This window comes from Taibaiella chishuiensis, assembly GCF_003014535.1.
Lineage (GTDB): Bacteria > Bacteroidota > Bacteroidia > Chitinophagales > Chitinophagaceae > Taibaiella > Taibaiella chishuiensis.
Map to the genome: position 1 here is coordinate 289496 of NZ_PYGD01000001.1, position 17846 is coordinate 307341.

13 protein-coding genes are annotated in these 17846 nt (G+C 52.2%); 11 read left to right on the forward strand and 2 right to left on the reverse strand.

Annotation, left to right across the window (positions count from 1 at the left end):
• Positions 1-5 precede the first annotated feature (5 nt).
• Positions 6-3158 carry a sensor histidine kinase gene (locus B0I18_RS01220; RefSeq protein WP_106520828.1) on the reverse strand — a complete coding sequence of 1051 codons (3153 nt, stop codon included), beginning with the start codon at positions 3156-3158 and terminating at the stop codon, positions 6-8.
• A 223-nt stretch (positions 3159-3381) separates the two neighbouring features.
• On the opposite strand from B0I18_RS01220, the gene B0I18_RS01225 reads away from it, so the two are divergent.
• The 7 genes from B0I18_RS01225 (at position 3382) to B0I18_RS01255 (ending at position 12222) form a co-directional block, all read left to right on the forward strand.
• Entirely contained in the window at positions 3382-4176 is a 795-nt protein-coding gene (locus tag B0I18_RS01225) for a thymidylate synthase (RefSeq protein WP_106520829.1), read from the forward strand.
• A 155-nt stretch (positions 4177-4331) separates the two neighbouring features.
• Complete coding sequence (argS, locus tag B0I18_RS01230) at positions 4332-6116, forward strand: arginine--tRNA ligase (RefSeq protein WP_106520830.1); 1785 nt, start codon at positions 4332-4334, stop codon at positions 6114-6116.
• A gap of 292 nt (positions 6117-6408) precedes the next feature.
• A complete protein-coding gene (locus tag B0I18_RS01235) occupies positions 6409-8007 on the forward strand; it encodes a DUF349 domain-containing protein (RefSeq protein WP_106520831.1) in 1599 nt (532 codons plus the stop codon).
• 147 nt (positions 8008-8154) lie between these two features.
• Positions 8155-8736, forward strand: coding sequence for a MarC family protein (locus tag B0I18_RS01240; protein ID WP_106520832.1), 582 nt, complete (start codon positions 8155-8157; stop codon positions 8734-8736).
• 175 nt (positions 8737-8911) lie between these two features.
• Complete coding sequence (locus tag B0I18_RS01245; RefSeq protein WP_106520833.1) at positions 8912-9391, forward strand: FKBP-type peptidyl-prolyl cis-trans isomerase; 480 nt, start codon at positions 8912-8914, stop codon at positions 9389-9391.
• A 227-nt stretch (positions 9392-9618) separates the two neighbouring features.
• Positions 9619-11283, forward strand: coding sequence for a PSP1 domain-containing protein (locus tag B0I18_RS01250; RefSeq protein WP_106520834.1), 1665 nt, complete (start codon positions 9619-9621; stop codon positions 11281-11283).
• Positions 11284-11289: 6 nt separating this feature from the next.
• Positions 11290-12222, forward strand: a complete 933-nt coding sequence (locus tag B0I18_RS01255) for a class I SAM-dependent methyltransferase (protein WP_106520835.1) — start codon at positions 11290-11292, stop codon at positions 12220-12222.
• 6 nt (positions 12223-12228) lie between these two features.
• Here B0I18_RS01255 and B0I18_RS01260 read toward each other — a convergent pair whose 3' ends face one another.
• Positions 12229-12564 (reverse strand): tRNA-binding protein, encoded by a 336-nt coding sequence (locus B0I18_RS01260; protein WP_106520836.1) that lies wholly within the window; start codon positions 12562-12564, stop codon positions 12229-12231.
• 111 nt (positions 12565-12675) lie between these two features.
• On the opposite strand from B0I18_RS01260, the gene B0I18_RS01265 reads away from it, so the two are divergent.
• The 4 genes from B0I18_RS01265 (at position 12676) to yiaK (ending at position 17832) form a co-directional block, all read left to right on the forward strand.
• Positions 12676-13839: an amidohydrolase family protein gene (locus tag B0I18_RS01265; protein WP_181358289.1), complete on the forward strand. Its 1164-nt coding sequence runs from the start codon at positions 12676-12678 to the stop codon at positions 13837-13839.
• 109 nt (positions 13840-13948) lie between these two features.
• On the forward strand, positions 13949-15511 hold the full coding sequence (gene flxA / locus B0I18_RS01270; protein WP_106520838.1) for a flexirubin biosynthesis tyrosine ammonia-lyase FlxA: 1563 nt from the start codon (positions 13949-13951) through the stop codon (positions 15509-15511).
• Between the two features lie 88 nt (positions 15512-15599).
• Positions 15600-16757 (forward strand): DUF3298 and DUF4163 domain-containing protein, encoded by a 1158-nt coding sequence (locus tag B0I18_RS01275; RefSeq protein ID WP_106520839.1) that lies wholly within the window; start codon positions 15600-15602, stop codon positions 16755-16757.
• A 103-nt stretch (positions 16758-16860) separates the two neighbouring features.
• Positions 16861-17832 carry a 3-dehydro-L-gulonate 2-dehydrogenase gene (gene yiaK, locus B0I18_RS01280; protein WP_106522014.1) on the forward strand — a complete coding sequence of 324 codons (972 nt, stop codon included), beginning with the start codon at positions 16861-16863 and terminating at the stop codon, positions 17830-17832.
• Positions 17833-17846: the final 14 nt, after the last annotated feature.

A 17846-nucleotide genomic window follows, 5' to 3' on the forward strand; every position in this document is an offset into this window, starting at 1 on the left:
CCCATCTACTTCCTGCCATTCCTGGGTGGCAATTTAACCGGGATCAGGATATGGATCTCGGTACCTTCGCCCGGGATACTGTTTACCTGAAGGGTTCCCTTAAGCATCGCCAACAGGTCGAATATGATCTGGTAGCCCAGCCCCCAACCCACTTCCCTGGCCGTACCGCTTTTAACTTCCGAAGGCGTTATCACGGTGTAGGCATTTAACTTGGCTACTGTTTCGGGTTGCATACCGGTGCCCGTATCCCGCACGATGATGTGCAGGCTGGTTTGCTCCCGGTATATCTTCAGGCTCACCCTGCCCCGTTCGGTATACTTATTGGCATTAAACAATACGTTCAGTATAATATGCTTGAGCACCGTAGGATCGGACACCAGCATGTCGCCCGGCTCATAGTCGGCGATATACTCGTTATGCTTGGCGGCAAATTCATGTTCGGCCATCACCATACTCACCTCTTCCGCGAGGCTTTTCAGGCTAAAGGGTTTGGGCACAGGCCCACCGGTATACAGGCTTACCTGGGCCCAGTCGATAAGCTGCCGCGAAAGCGCCTGCAGTTCGCGTACCGTCCGGTTGATACGCCCTACGCCTTCGATGCGGGTGCCGGCATCGAGCTGGGCATAATGCCCCGACAGCATATCGGATATCTTTTCGATAGAAGACAACGGCGTGGCGATATCATGCAACAACATAGAGATCAGCCGCAGGCGAAAATTCTGGGACTGTTCGATCTGGGTCAGCGACTGTTGCAACTGCTGGTTGCTCTGTTGCAGCGCCTTGGTTTTTTGCGTCACCATGGCCGATAACTTTTTATTGATCTTAATAAGCCGCAACTGGCGCATTCTCGAAAAGAGCATCAGCATACCGAGGCCGCACATGGCCAGCAAGAAGATAAAGAACGGCTGTTCGTAGTACTTACGTTCGATATTAAAATCGAAGGAGCTGTATACATAATCGTTATCCCGGAAGCCTTTACGTTTGCGAACCTGCAGGCTATGCGATCCTGCGGGGAGCGCCGACAGCACGATCTCCATTTTTGAAGGGTCGATCGCCTTCCAGGACTCATTGCCATCGAGCTTATACGCAATGGAAAGCCCGTAGCTGTTGTACCAGGCGGCAGTGCTTACCTGGAATTTAAGATCGCGGTCGGTAAAAGAGCGCTTACCGCTGCCGAAGCCGGACATGACTACCCGTTCGCCGTTGGAACGGAATACGGATTCGATATACAGAGGCTCGTCGAAACGGTATTCCGGCATATTGTCGGGCCTGAACAGGGCGATGCCATTGATGGTAGACAACAACAGGCAACTGTTCCACCAGTTGAAAATAGGATACTGCGCCCCGTTAAACTCATTTGTCTGCAGCCCTTCCCTGCGATCGTAGTATTCGTAATACGGCTCTTCGCCGCCCGTTTTGTATTCGAGCACATCAGACTCCCGGAAGCGGAACAGGCCTTTATTGGTGGTAGCCCACAGGTAACCGCGATGATCGGGTATATAGGTATGTACGAATTTGAGGTAACCATTGCGATCGGCCGGCAAAGGCTCCATCGTACCTTTACCCCGGCTCCAGAGTACCGACCCTTCGCCAAAGCTGCACAGGATGCGGAGCCCCCTTTCTTCGGCAGTAAAATAGCGGTACATCCGCCCTTTCGTCTCGGGATAGGCCAGCCATTGTAGTTTTGCCGGATCGTAATACCAGATACCGTCGGCAGTAGCGACCAGCAGCGGTTGCCCCGGCAGATGTCTTATGGATGAAACCTGCGGAGGCGGCCCGCCGGTGGCCCAGTGCACGGGGTGGAATACCTCTTGCTCCCAATAGCCGGTTTGCTCCGCGCTCATCATCCAGAACCGTTCGTCCAGCGTATCGTAATAGGTAAAAGTAATGTCGCGGCAGCCGTTGCAGGGAAAAGCGACAGAAGTCTTCCGGCTAACCGGGTCGAGCTTAAGCAGCTTATTGGCCCAGGAATAATAAACATATCCTTTGCGGTCTTTGGAGAAAGACCGGATCTGTCGGGCCTGCGTGCTGTAGATATTGGCTTCCAGCTTATCCGTTTCCAGGTTATAGATCCAGCTCTGGCTGGTGATCAGGCGTTGCCGGTCCAGCAGCATCTGGGCATAAATGCTGGTGTACTTACCGGCGTCTTTCAGGATCTGCCGGAAAGGCTGCACCTTGTACAGGTAAATGCCTTTGCTCGACGAACCGATCACGATCACGTTCCGTTCGGGATGCATAATGCCCGTCACGGCGTCGTCGGGCATACCCGGCAGGTGATAAGCCGCAGCCACGCCGAGCCGGTCGTTCACGATATGCAATTGGTAAAAGGTATCCTTCACCCAGCAGTTGACCTGCCCGCTCAGGTAGTCGTAATAAGGTGCATGATACACCTGCTCCAGGTTACCTTCCCCGGGCATAACGGGCAGCCCGGGCTCGCGCCCCAGCGGCACAAGCCGGGTTTTGTTCCTATCGAACCGGAAACCGCTGAGACTATTGCCGACAAAGTAAATGTCATCCTGTTGTTTGATGATCCGGTAATGCGCTATTCCCGGGAAGGGGATTGTTTTTTCCAGTTTATTATTGCGGTACAGCAGGAGCTGCTCTTTGCCACAGGCCAGCAGCACATTGCGGTCCAGGGGCAACATATAATTGGCAGTAGGCCACAGGTCGTGCCCCGGTATATCGCCAAACATACCCAGGTGGCCAAGCTGTGCGGTATCGCATAAGCCGCCGCGGAAATAAATATAGGGATAGGGATTTATCCTTAACCGGTTATCGGGTATGTAGAGCAGCCGGTTTTGCCGGATGGTGTACAAACTGCCGTCGAGCGCCAGGCTGAATACCTGGCCGGATGCGGTACCGAACAGGGAAACGAAACGTTTGGAAAACCGGTCATCGCCGGCATTATAACCCTGGATGTTATGCCCGTCGTAGCGGGCAATGCCGCCCTGCGTGGCAATCCAGAGGAAGCCGGTGCGCGGATCGATATAGGTAGCCATTACCGAGTTCTGGGGTAAGCCATCGTCGTCGTCCAGTTGGGTATACAGGTAACATTCCCGTGTTTTCTTCCGGTAGCTGGTATCCTGCGACCGGGCAGCGGCGCGCAAGGGCAGCTGCCAAAGCAGGAGGAACAACAGCAGGCTGCCGGTTCTGGTCATCGGGAAGAATATTTTCGGCAACGGGGAGCAGGGCAGCCCGGCCGGTTTTAATAAGAATAGCGCTCAATATATTCAATATTATGAGGAATGCCCATTTTTAAAGCGAAAATATTCAAGCCCGGCAGGTGGTTTTCCACGGTTAACCAACAGGCGGGAGGCCAGGATCGCATCGCTTGTTTTTTCGGCTTACTTTTGCAGATCACACGGATAATAAGAGGACATCATGCAGCAATATCTCCAGCTATTACAACATATTATTGATAACGGAACGGTAAAGAGCGACCGGACCGGCACCGGCACTACCAGTTGCTTCGGCTACCAGATACGTTTCGACCTGCAGGCGGGCTTCCCGCTGGTGACGACAAAAAAACTGCATCTCAAGTCCATTATCCATGAATTGCTGTGGTTCCTGAAAGGCGATACCAATATCGCTTACCTGAAAGCCCATGATGTAAAAATATGGGACGAGTGGGCCGATGTCAACGGCGACCTGGGCCCTGTATACGGCAAGCAATGGCGCAGCTGGACCGGTGCCGATGGGAAGTCGTATGACCAGATCAAAGACGTGATCCACCAGATCAAAACCAATCCCGACAGCCGCCGTATGATCGTAAATGCCTGGAACGTGGCCGAACTGCCCGATATGGCGCTCAGCCCCTGCCATGCCCTGTTCCAGTTTTATGTAGCCAATGGCAAACTGAGCTGCCAGCTGTACCAGCGCAGTGCAGACGTATTCCTGGGTGTGCCGTTCAATATTGCCTCCTACGCGTTACTCACCATGATGATCGCACAGGTATGCGGCCTGGAAGCCGGCGAGTTTATCCACACCTTCGGCGATGTGCACCTTTACCACAACCATGAAGAGCAAGCCAGGCTGCAGTTGAGCCGCAGCCCTTACCCGCTGCCCGTTATGAAGCTGAACCCCGCAATCAAAGACCTGTTCGACTTTACATTCGAAGACTTTACCCTCGAAAATTACCAGTCGCATCCCCATATCAAAGCACCGGTAGCGGTATAACCGCCGGCGTGCCATCCAGGATGAAGGTCTGTACCATTACCGGTACAGGCCTTCATTATTTTATGGCTAAGCCGCATTTCCCGCCTGCTCTTTTTTCAAACAATGTTATCTTTGCCCTTCCCCCCGGGGGATTTTCAAAAAAATCATATTTATACATGCAGTCCATAGTTAACCAGATCAAAACAGCGGCGGCCCTTGCATTGAATCACCTGTATCCCGAAGCGAAGGTGACCGATGAAGATATATTGGTCAATGAGACCAAACCCGAATTCAAGGGCGATTATACGGTAGTACTTTTTCCTTTCGTAAAATCGTTGCGACAAAACCCCGCTGTACTGGGTAAAGCACTTGGCGACCAGCTCCTGGCCAGTAATCCTGTTTTTACCGCGCACGAAACCGTTGCCGGGTTCCTCAACCTGACTCTTGCCGACGCTCTCCTGGCCAACTTCCTGAATGCCACTTATGCCGACCAGTCTTATGGTACGCAGGCATCCAATGGCAATAAGGTAATGATCGAATACTCTTCGCCCAATACCAACAAGCCCCTGCACTTTGGCCACCTGCGCAACAACTTCCTGGGTTGGTCGGTAGCGCAGATCCTGAAGACCAATGGCAGCGAGGTGATCAAGGCCAACCTGGTCAACGACCGCGGTATTCATATCTGCAAATCCATGATTGCCTGGATGCGTTATGGCAACGGCGCTACACCTGAGAGCACCGGTATAAAAGGCGACCACCTGGTGGGCGATTATTATGTAAAGTTCAACGATGTTTATAAAGAAGAAGTAGCAGGCCTGGTGGCAACAGGAAAAGAGCTGGCACAGGCCGAAAAAGAAGCCCCCATTATGCTGGAAGCGCAGGACCTGCTGCGCCGCTGGGAAGCCGGCGATGCAGAGATCTACCAGCTCTGGGAAACCATGAACGGTTGGGTATACAAAGGTTTCGATGTTACCTATAAGCGGCTGGGACTCGACTTCGACAAGATGTATTACGAAAGCAATACCTACCTGCTGGGCAAAGAGATCGTTGAAGAAGGGCTGCAGCAAGGCGTATTGTTCCGTAAGGACAACGGATCGGTATGGATCGACCTTACCGCCGACGGGCTGGATGAAAAACTGCTGCTGCGCGCCGATGGCACTTCGGTGTATATGACCCAGGACCTGGGCACCGCCAAGCTGAAGTACAAGGACTATGGCATGGACAGCTCGGTATACGTGATCGGTGATGAGCAGAACTACCACATGCAGGTGCTTAAACTGATCCTGCAAAAACTGGGCGAGCCCTGTGCCGACGGTATCTATCATTTGTCGTATGGCATGGTAGAGCTGCCTTCGGGCCGTATGAAAAGCAGGGAAGGTACCGTGGTGGATGCCGACGATATGATCGATGAGATGATCCGCCTGGCGAAAGAGCAGACCGAGCAAGCCAACAAAACAGAAGGCTTTACCGAAGAAGAGCTGGAACGCCTCTACCGCATTATCGGTATCGGCGCACTGAAGTTTTACCTGCTGCGTGTAGAGCCGCGTAAGAAAATGATCTTCGATCCCAAGGAGTCGATCGAGCTGGCGGGCTTCACTGCTACGTTTATCCAGTATACCCATGCGCGTATCAAATCCATACTGCGTAGGAGCGAGATTGCCTATGGCCCGATGGTACTGGGTAAGGATGAGCTTGCACCTCTGGAAAAAAGTTTATTGCTGCAGCTGGAACAATACCCCGGCATCATAGACCAGGCGGCCCGGGAGTTTAACCCTTCGGCCCTCTGTAACTATGCCTTCCGCCTGGCGCAGACCTACAACTCTTTCTTTGATAAGCACCAGGTGTTAAAGGCTGAGAATGAAGAGAAAAAGCAGTTGCGGCTTATGATTTGCGCGCTCACGGCCATTACCATCCGCAATGCGATGGCCCTGCTGGGTATCGAGGTACCCGAACGCATGTAAGCAAGCTATTTACCTGTAATAATCCGATCCGGTAGCACGACCCTGCAACCGGATTTTTTTATGTCTTCGTTCTCAGCCATTTGATAAACCCGGAAACCCGGTAAAAAATGCGGGTTTGGCTCAAATTTCTTTTTTTTCAATACGCATTCTTTTTTATATTCGCATAGCATATCCAGAGAAACTTTGCAATAACTTAAAGCGGGTTAACATAAGGAAAGCTTTTATTTGTAATGTATATCGGAAATACCGGACCTAATGTAAATACCCGGCGACGGGAAAAATTGGATTTGTTATGACTACCCAGCAACCAAATGCAGAAAATCAGATCACACCAGAGAAATGGGATGAATTGAATTTTGACGGTAAACACTTCTGCTCTTTAAATGATGCCCAGGAGATCGTACTGAAGGCTACGGCATACAGCCAGGAGCGCCCCTTATCTGCTATTACCACCGACAACTGCGATACCATTATCGCAGCGCTTTCGGAAAAGTTCAAAGAGGTAACGTCCAAGCTGCAGGAGCTGGATACCGAATGGCAACAAACGGAAGATAAGATCAAGGTAAACGGTAAGGTATTGCGCCTTAAAGAATACCTGAACCATGCCAATGCCATAGGCGACTATGCGCCGCTGTATGAAAACCTTGCTGAAAAGGAAAAACACATCCAATCCTTGTTCGATGCCAACTACGAAGAAAAACTGAAGCTGGCCGAACAGGCCGAAGCCCTGAAAGACTCCGAAGACTGGAAAGGCGCTACCGATAACTTCCGCGCCATCGTAGACCATTGGAAAAATGCCAACCCCGCCGAAAAGAATAAAAGCGATAAACTCTGGGAACGTATCGAAAACGCCCGCAATCATTTTTACGAACGCAAACGCCTGCACCAGGACGATGTGGAAAAAGATATGATGCAGAACCTCGATCTGAAGATGGAGATCTGCGAAAAGGCCGAAAAGCTGGCCCAGTCGGAAGACTGGCGCAAAACATCGGACCTCTACAAAGAGCTGATGGACCAATGGAAAACCATAGGCCGTGTAGCTTCCGCAGAAAAGAACGACGAATTGTGGAACCGGTTTATCGCTGCCCGCAACGTATTCTTTGATCGCAAGAAAGTAAACTTCGAACAGATACAACAGGAACAGGAGGCCAATTATGCCGTTAAACTCGCGCTGGTGGAAAAGGCCGAAGCCATCTGCGACAACAAGGACTGGAAGGAAACCACCCAGGAAATGAGCGATATGATGGATACCTGGAAAAAAACGGGCAGGGTGCCTTACGAAAAGGCCGATGAACTGTGGAACCGCCTGCAGGCCGCCCGCGATAAGTTTTTCGCTGCCAAAAGACAAAGCGCCGAAGAGTTTAAGGTGAACCTGGAAGATAACTATGCCCAGAAAATGGCCCTGCTCAAACGCGCCGAAGAGCTGCAACACTCCGACAACTGGAAAGAAGCTACCGACGAGATCAACGACCTGATGCAGGAATGGAAAAAAGTAGGACAGATACCACGCGAATACGGCGACGAGATATGGGAGCGTTTTATAGGCGCCCGTAATAACTTCTTTGCCCGTAAAGACGCCGACCGCGACCGGCGCAAAGCCCGGTTCCAGAGCCAGCTCGATGGCAGGTTCCAGCAAACCCAGCAATTCCTAGAAAAGATCCAGAGCGAGATTAAAGAAGAAGAAGAAAAGCTGAACGACTTCAGGTCGTCCCTGGACAATACCACCGGCAGCGGCACCAAGGAAGAAGAGCTGCGCAAGCACCTCGAAAACCTGATCCGGCAGATCGAAAGCAAACTGCCTGCCCGCCGCGAAAAAGAAGCCGAAGTGGCCCGCCAGCTCGAAGAGTTGAAAGAAAAGCGCAACCAGAAAAAAGAAGAACGCAGCGAATAAAAAATAAATAAAAGCACAAGCCCGGTCATTGCTGTAATGCCGGGCTTGTTGTATCAATATATCGTCCGCATGCCGCAGTAAAGGATAACCAAAAGACAATTATCTTTGCGCCCCTTTTCAAACGCTTAAAAAAACGATTCGGATCCTATGTACGGAATAGAGAACATTATGCTGTCGGAGATCATTACGGTAACCATAACGCTCTTTGCCGTTATCGATATCCTGGGATCCATCCCGGTGCTGATCGGGCTTAAAAAGAAAATGGGCGATATCAACAGTATACAGGCTACCCTGGTTTCGGGCGCCCTTATGTTGTTGTTCTTCTTTGCGGGCGGCGAAATGCTCAAGTTCATGGGACTCGATGTGGCTTCCTTTGCCATAGCGGGCTCCATTATCATCTTCTTCCTGGGTATGGAAATGATTATGGGCATCGAATTCTTTAAGGGCGAAAGCGGCAGCAAATCGGGGAGCGTGGTGCCGATCGCCTTCCCTATTATTGCCGGGTCCGGTACCCTTACCACCATCATGTCGCTCAAAGCGAGCTATCACTACTACAATATCCTGATCGGTATCATCATCAACCTTATTATCGTACTGGTTTGCCTCCGGTCGCTCAACTTTATCGAAAAGCTGCTGGGCCCCTCCGGTATCGCCGTGGTGCGTAAATTTTTCGGTGTGGTACTGATTGCGATTGCCGTAAAAATCTTCCGCGAAAACGCCGGTATATAAAAATCGGAAGGACAAGCGTACCAGGAGCCTGTATAGTACAGATACCATCCGGGCGAGCACTACCAGGCTCCGATCCGTACTGTTGCTGCACCCTGCGATGCAATAAAAAGGCCGGAAACACGTTATTGAGCAGAAAGCAGTAATTTTGCAGCGAAAATTTCAAGGAAAAACGACAATGAGAAATCTCATATTCATATTAATAGTATTCGCAGGTATCGGCTTCGGCAGTTGTACCAAGGATCGAAAGTGCGATGCGCTCAGTGTGACCGCGCCTCAGGAAGAAGTGGATGCCGTAGCGCAGTACCTGGATAAAAACAACATTACAGCCACTAAGGATGCGCAGGGCTTCTTTTATACGATAGAGGCCAGCGGCTCCGGCGACCGGCCCAAGTCCTGCTCCAATGTTACGGTAACCTATACCGGCAAGCTGACCAATGGCACCGTTATCGACGATAAGTATTCGAAACAATCCATCTCTTTCGACCTCGGCGACCTGATCGTAGGCTGGCGGGCAGGCATTCCGCTGATCGCCAAAGGAGGCCGGGTAACCTTATACCTGCCGCCTTCGCTGGCTTATGGCGACAAGCCCACAGGCCCGATACCCGCCAACTCTATCCTGATCTTCACAATTGATTTGTTGAAAATTAATAATTAAAGCGAATAAGAGTTACCTTTGTTGGGATAAAATTTCATTTTACACAATCATTTTCGTGTAAAGTGGTCTGCTTCATGAGCATAGCTACCCTTTATATTTCGTATTAATTTATTGGTATATTCTATCGGTAAAAGGCCGTTTTTTTTGTCATAGGCTAAATACGGGAGTCATTTTTCAAGCTGCTCCGGACCCTTATACTTTACACGTCGATATAAATTATTCATGTCATGGGATGTGGAAGTTGCGGTACCAAAACCGCCGACGGGAAGCCCTCCGGCTGCCAGAGTAATGGCGGCTGCAGTTCAGGGGGCTGCAACAGGATCAATGTGTTTAACTGGCTCGCGGATATACCGTTGAGCGATATCGGTAAACCTTACCCGATCCTGGAAATTGCCTTTAATAACGGAAGCCGCAAGGATTTCTTCCGGAACAATACCCACCATATATTTGAAAAGGGAAGCTGGGTGGCCGTAGAAGGTACCAGCGGTTTCGACCTGGGCCAGGTAACCCTTACCGGCGAGCTCGTAAAACTCCAGATGAAAAAATACGGGGTGAACGAATCGTCCGAGCTGAAACGGGTGATGCGCCCCGCCGGCGAACGCGACCTCGAACAATATAACAATTCCAAAAAACGGGAAAGGGATACCCTGATCCGTGCAAGGGCCATAGCCAAAGAGCTGAACCTGGAAATGAAAATTGCCGAGGCCGAATACCAGGCCGATGGTAAAAAGGTAACCTTCTTTTATACCGCCGATGCCCGCGTGGATTTCCGCGAACTGATCAAGGTATTTGCTTCCGACTTCCAGGCCAAGGTGGAAATGCGCCAGATCGGCGCCCGCCAGGAAAGCGCCAAAGTAGGCGGCATCGGTTCCTGTGGCCGCGAACTCTGCTGCAGCTCCTGGCTCAGCGATTTCAAAACGGTAAATACCACGGCTGCCCGTTACCAGAATCTCTCCATCAACCAGACCAAGCTATCGGGCCAGTGCGGCCGTCTGAAATGCTGCCTCAACTACGAGCTGGATACCTATATGGATGCCCTCAGCATTTTCCCTGAAAATGCCGACAGCCTGGAAATGGCAACAGGCAGGGCCTTCCTCCAGAAAAAAGACATTTTCCGCAACCTGATGTGGTACAGCTTTGGCGGCAGCAGCAAACAATACCCGCTGACCATAGACCGTGTAAGCGAGATACTTGCGCTGAACAGCCAGGGCGAAAAACCGGAAGATCTCGAAGCCGTTGAGATCCAGGTGAAACATAAAGACCCGGAAAAGACTGTAGATATGGGCTTTGTGAACGATGTGGGCCAACTGACCCTCAGCTCGCTCTCCAAATCGGCCCGTAAAAAAGCCCAGCAGGCCCAGCAGCAAAATAAACAGCGCGGCGGCCAGCAGCAGGGCGGCAAACAACAGCAAGGCAATAAGCAGCAGCAGGCTAAAAAGCAGGGAGCCCAGCCACAACAGGCCCAGGCCCAGCAGCAAAATAACCAGCAGCCCAAAGCCAATAAACAGCAGAACAACCAACAGCCCAAACAGCAGCAGGGACAGCAAAATAATAACCAGCCTAAGCAACAGGGCAACCAGCAGCCTAAACAGGCCCAGCAAAATAATAACAACCAGCAGCAGTCCAAAGAACGGGGGCAACAGGAAGGTAAGCAGCGCCAGCAACAACAGCGCCAGCCCAGGCCACAGCAACAATCCGAAAACAAAGGGCAACAGCAGGGGGAACAGAAAAACCAGCAGTCCCGCGAACAGAAGCTGAAGCCGGAGCAAGGCCAGGAGCAGAAACAGCAGGAGGACAACAACAGGAACCGTCCGCCGCGTAAGAAGAACAATAACCGCCCGCCCCAGCAAAAAGACGACAAAGGACAGGCAGATACCCCCAAAGAGCAGTAACCATTCATGCAAGCTTTTGCTAACCGCTTACAAAAAGTAAACCGGCACATCGCCAAATGGGCTAAACGCCAGGGCATATCCTGTTACCGTATTTACGACCTGGATATGCCCGAGTTTCCCTTTTGTATCGACCGCTACGATGCCTGTGTGCACGTTGCCGAATACAAGGCCAATCACCGCATGCCGGACGAGGAGCATACGGCCTGGCTGGAGGAATGCATGAACGTTATCGCCTCGGTACTGGAAGTACCGGTTACGCATATCTACCTCAAGGAGCGCCGCCGCCTGTCGCGCCGCACCGAACAATACGAAAAAGTAGCTACCGAAAGTAAAAAGATAACGGTACAGGAAGACGGGCTTCAGTTCCTGGTCAACCTGACCGACTACCTCGATACCGGCCTCTTCCTCGACCACCGGCCTTTACGCAAGACCTTCAGGGCCGAAGCCGCCGGCAAATCGGTGCTCAACCTGTTTTCCTATACCGGCGCCTTCAGCGTATACGCGGCTGCCGGCGGGGCAGAGCAGGTTACCACCGTAGACCTGTCGAATACCTACCTGCAATGGGCCAGGGAAAATATGGACCTGAACGGGCTTATGGAAGGCGACAAACATACCTTTGTACAAAGTGATGTGATGGACTTCCTGAAGCAAGCGCCCGCAGACACTTACGACCTGGTATTTGTAGACCCGCCCGCCTTTAGCAACAGCAAAAAAATGAAAGGGACCTGGGATACCCAGCGCGACCACCCGGCATTGCTCTACCTGCTGTTGAAAGCCGTAAAATCCGGCGGCATCGTCTATTTTTCCAATAACCTGCGCGAATTCAGTCCCAGCTTCGATAAGCTGGCAGCAGCGTCGATCAAAGACATTTCGCTGCAGACCATACCCGAAGATTTCAGGAATAAAAAGATCCACCACTGCTACCGGATCATTAAATAAACCGTATTATATCAGCTTGGCGCCATTAGGCACCGGGCGCTCTACAGCCGTAAGCACTATGGCGCCGTTTTCGTCTTCGAAACCGGTAACCAGGCATTGCGACATAAAATCGGCGATCTGTTTTTCGGGGAAATTGATCACGGCTACTACCTGCCTGCCCACCAGATCTTCGGGGGTATAATGGGTGGTGATCTGCGCACTGCTCATGCGGGTACCGTATGGACCAAAATCAACTTTTAGCTTATGTGCGGGCTTGCGGGCCTTGGGGAAGGGTAATACTTCTATGATCGTTCCGACCCGGAGTTCTACTTTTTCAAAATCATGCCAACTTATCGTATCCATAAAGTAAAGATAAGCAAGCGGCCGCAATCGCAAAAAAACAGGAGTCCCGCCCGCTTCTTTCCCGCAATACATTTTAGCTTAATTTGCAGCCAGCTAAAACAGAGATCTACCTTGAACTACTACAGCGCAACACAGATACACGACGGCCGGCAATGGCTTCCCGAAGGCAGTATGATCGCCTTCGACGATGAAGGCGTATTCCGGCAAACCTATGCCGCGGGCAATGCGCCCGCCGGCGTACAACCGGTACACTACGAGGGTATACTCTGCCCCGGTTTTGTAAATGCACACTGCCACCTCGAGCTGTCGCATATGAAAGGGGTAATCCCCGAAGGCGGCGGCCTGGTCAGCTTTCTGAAAAATGTGATGTTCCAGAGGAACAATTACGATGCCGCTGCCCGCGAAAAGGCTATACAACGGGCCATTGCAGAGAGCCGCAGTAATGGTATCGCAGCCGTAGGCGACATTTGTAACGGTACCGATATGCTGGCCTTCCGGCCGGGTTCGGGTATGCATATCCACAGCTTTATCGAGAGTATCGGGTTTAGCGAGACCAAGGCGCCGGAGCGCTTTGCCTATTCCGAACAGGTGTACCGGCAATATGCCAGCCAGGCTGCCACCACGCACCACCTGGCGCAGAGCATTGTGCCCCATGCGCCGTACTCGGTATCGCCGGCCATGTTTGCCCTGATCGACCGGTTCGAACCCCGATCCCTGATCGCAATCCATAACGAGGAAACAGAAGCGGAAAATGAGCTGTACCGGAGCAAGACCGGCCGGATGTTCGAGCTCTATGAAGCCCTGGGCATCGACCCCGGCTTTTTTGAGCCCAGTGGTAAAAGCTCGCTGCAGACCTACCTGCCACAACTCGCAGCCACACATCCGGTAATACTGGTACATAATACCTTTCTCGACGAAGCGGATATAAGCTACCTGCAGGTTGCAGCACGCGCTGTTTTCCTGTGCCTGTGCCCCAATGCCAACTGGTATATAGAACGGCGCCTGCCTGATATAACCCTGTTTGCCCAAAGCGGTCTGCCCATATGCCTCGGTACCGACAGCCTGGCCTCCAACCATCAGCTAAGCATCTGGAGCGAAATACAAACGATACAGCAGCACTTCCCTGCAATACCGCTGGAAACCCTGCTGCAATGGGGCACCCTGAACGGCGCACAGGCCCTGCAACTGGCCGATCGTATAGGCAGCCTGGAAACCGGTAAACAACCGGGCCTGGTGTATATCGATGCGCAAAAAGAGCTGCACCCGCTCCTGTAAGTACAAACCAGTTACAGGCAGCTGAAATAATAAATGCATAAAGCAAGCGTATTGCTTACTTTTGCCCCGGTTTTAATCGTATTTACCCTAAATAACCGAATTCATTGCAATGGCAACAATTGGCAATAAAATGCTGGAACTGGAAAGCCTCGAACAGATCGTACTGCAAAAGGCAAATATTGACCTCGACCAGCAGGCGGTAGCGGAAGTAGCGGCTTGTTTCGACTTTCTTACCGGCTTTTCGCAGGATAAGCTGATCTATGGCATCAATACCGGATTTGGCCCCATGGCCCAGTACCGTATCGAGGACGAGGCCCGCATCCAGCTGCAGCTTAACCTCATCCGCAGCCACTGCAGCGGCATGGGCCAGCTGCTGAGCCCCCTGCAGACAAGGGCCACCATACTCGCCCGCCTCAACACCATGATGCGCGCTTACTCGGGCATCAATACCGAAGTGGTGCAACTGATGAAAGACCTCCTTAATGCCGAAGCCTATCCCTGCATTTACCAGCATGGCGGCGTAGGCGCCAGCGGCGACCTGGTACAACTGGCGCACCTGGCGCTGGGTCTTATCGGCGAAGGTAATTTCCAGTTCAGGGGCGAGATCGTAAAAGCCCCGGTGGTATACGAAACCCTGCAACTGAAACCCATCCGTATCCATATCCGCGAGGGCCTGGCCATGCTCAACGGCACCTCCTCGATGACCGGTATCGGCGCTATTAATGTGATCCATGCCCGTAAGCTGCTTACCGGCCAGATCCTCTTTTCGCTGATGGTCAACGAAATTATGGAGGCTTACGACGATCATTTCTCCGAAGAGCTGAACGGGGTAAAGCTGCATAAAGGCCAGCAAACGGTGGCAGCGGCCATGCGCGCCATCTCGCATAAAAGCGGCCTGATGCGCAAGCGCCACGAGCACCTGTACGATAAAAAAGTGACCGAAAGCGTGCTGGAAGACAAGGTACAGGAGTACTACTCGCTGCGTTGCGTGCCACAGATACTGGGGCCGGTATACGATACGATCGAGTACAGCGCCCAGATCATTACCCAGGAATTGAACTCTGTAAACGATAATCCTGTTATTGACTATAAGAACGGCAATATCTTCCATGGCGGCAACTTCCATGGCGATTATGTGGCCCTCGAAATGGACAAACTGAAGATAGCGGTAACCAAACTGGGTATGCTTGCCGACCGGCAGCTGAATTTCCTGCTGAACCCGGCACTGAACAAAAAGCTGCCTGCCTTTATCAATGCAGGCGTACTGGGGCTTAACTTTGGGGTACAGGGTATGCAATACCCGGCGGTTTCCAATGTGGCCGAAAACCAGACCCTCAGCAACCCGACCTATATCCACAGCGTTCCAAACAATAACGACAACCAGGACATCGTAAGTATGGGCACCAATGCGGCCCTGCTTTGCGCCCGGGTAATCGAAAATACCTTCGAGATCCTGTCGGTACATGCCCTGGCCATTATCCAGGCCATCAGCTATAAACAGATCCAGGAACGCCTGTCGCCGGCTACCCGCTGGATGTTCGACGAGCTGAGCGCGCTTGCCCCGGCCTTCGTGGAAGACAGTCCCTCTTCCGAAAGACTGCAGCGCATTAAGCAATGGCTGATGGAAACCGAGGTAGGCGAAAAAATGAAAAAACTGCTGGGCTTCGAATAAGCCGGCAATACGATAAAACAGCGCAACAGGAAGGGACAGGTATTGGATAACATGCCTGTCCTTTTTTGGAAACATCAATAACAACAATATGAAAGCACAGCAACTTGTTTTGGCCCTCGGCATGCTCCTGCTGGCAGCCTGCGGCGGCAACAAAGAAGAAAACGGGAATACGCCCAAAGTCCCCACAGCACTGAACCCGGCCGATACGGTATTGCCGGCCCGGTTCTACAAGCGGCTGGAGGGCACCATTGCCGGCAAACCGGTAGTCATGCACCTGCAGCGCATCGGCGATGTATACGATGCCATGTATTACTACCGCGACCAGGGCAAATGGCTGTTGCTTAATTATGAAAAAGACAGCAGCAACAATACCGACATCCGGTTTTCTGAAGTAGTTGCCCTCACCACCAACAGCGAACAGGATGCCAACCCGCCGCAACTGATCATGCGCTATGCAGGCGGCAGCTTTACCGGCAACTGGAAAAATAAAGAAGGCAAGACCTACCCGATCGATCTGAAAGAGAATTACCCGGCGGGCAGCTACCACTTTGCACCGCTCCTGTTTATCGATACAGCGGTAGCCTTTCCCGAAAAGACCAATAGTCCTGTAGCCCGCATCAGCGAATCGTTCCCGCTGGCAACCGGCGCCGGCGATACGGCCTGGATCAACAACCGCATTACCCGGTTGCTGGATTTCGATACGACGCTCAGTATAGACCAGGCTGCGACCAAAGCACATACCAGTTACCTGAAGTCGTACCGCGAGGAAAGTAAAAAGATGGCGGGCGAAGAGGCGACCGCATTCCTGAATTATGAGCAGGGCCATACGGTAGCGATCCGGTATAATAAAAACGACCTGCTGCTGCTGGAGTCGCTGTACTATGCCTACGAAGGCGGCGCCCATGGCAACTATGGTACGGAAATGATCTGCTACGATGTAAAAAACAAAAAGGAAATAACGCTGGCAGACCTTGTAAAGGCCGACTCTGCAACATTGCAGCCTATACTGGAAAAGCGTTTCCGCCAACAGGTAGGTCTTAAGCCAGGCGTATCGCTCAATACCGTATTGTTCGAAGAGCACCTGGCCACAACCGATAATTTTTATTTTACCGAACAGGGCCTGGGCTTCGTATACAACCCCTACGAGATTGCATCCTATGCGCAGGGCACGATCCATGTATTTGTACCCTTCAGCGATCTGCAGCCTTATCTCAATAAAGAGCTGCTCAGCCGGATACAGCAGTAACTCCCACAATTTTTTTCCACAACACGCAAAACCCCGGCCGGTATAAACCGCCCGGGGTTTTGAATTATGGCGTACCTTGTCGCCCGCATCATTTACCGGAAATATGAACGTAAGTTTCGAGGTTTTACAACAGGAGTTGGCAAGGGTTTTAATAAAAAACGGTTTCAGCGCCGAACGTGCAGCGATCTGCAGCCGCATATTTGCGGAAAACAGCCGCGATGGCGTTTATTCGCATGGGCTCAGCCGCTTTCCCACCTTTATCCGCCAGCTTAAGGGCGGCGAGATCGATCCGCAGGCCGAACCGGTATGCCTGCTGCAGCAGGGTGTAATCGAATACTGGGACGGGCATAGGGCCCCGGGCATGTATGCCGCTACCATTGCTATGCGCAGGGCCATCGCCATTGCGCAGCAACAAGGTATGGGCGCCGTATCCCTGCGGGAAAGCAACCACTGGATGCGTGGCGGCACCTATGGCCTGCTGGCGGCAGAAGCAGGCTGTATCGGTATTTGCGCCACCAATGCCATAGGCAGTATGCCGCCCTGGGGCAGCGTACAACCCCGGCTGGGCAATAACCCGCTTGTATTTGCCTTCCCGAGGGCAGGCGGCCCCGTGGTGCTCGACCTGGCCATGTCGCAATACTCTTATGGAAAAATGAACGAGTACCGCATGAAGGGCGAACAGCTCCCCTTCGATGCCGGGTACGATAGCGAAGGCCGGCTGACCAAAGATCCCTCCGCCATTATCGACAACAAAAGGCCATTACCCATAGGATTGTGGAAAGGATCGGCGCTGGCCATGGTACTGGATATACTTACCGCCGCGCTCAGCATCGGCAACCCGGTATCGGCGATCAGCAAAACCGGTAAGGAGGGCGGCGTATCGCAGTTCTTCCTCGCTATAGATGCCAGGCATATGGACGCGGCTGTGCTCGAAGAGATCATTACCTATACCAAAGGCGACGAAGGCGATAGGGTATTCTACCCCGGCGAACAGATGATGGCTACCCGCCTGCAGAATATGGAACAGGGCATACCCGTTAACCCGGAGATCTGGCAAACCGTATGTGGTTTATAAAACCGGGAGCCGGC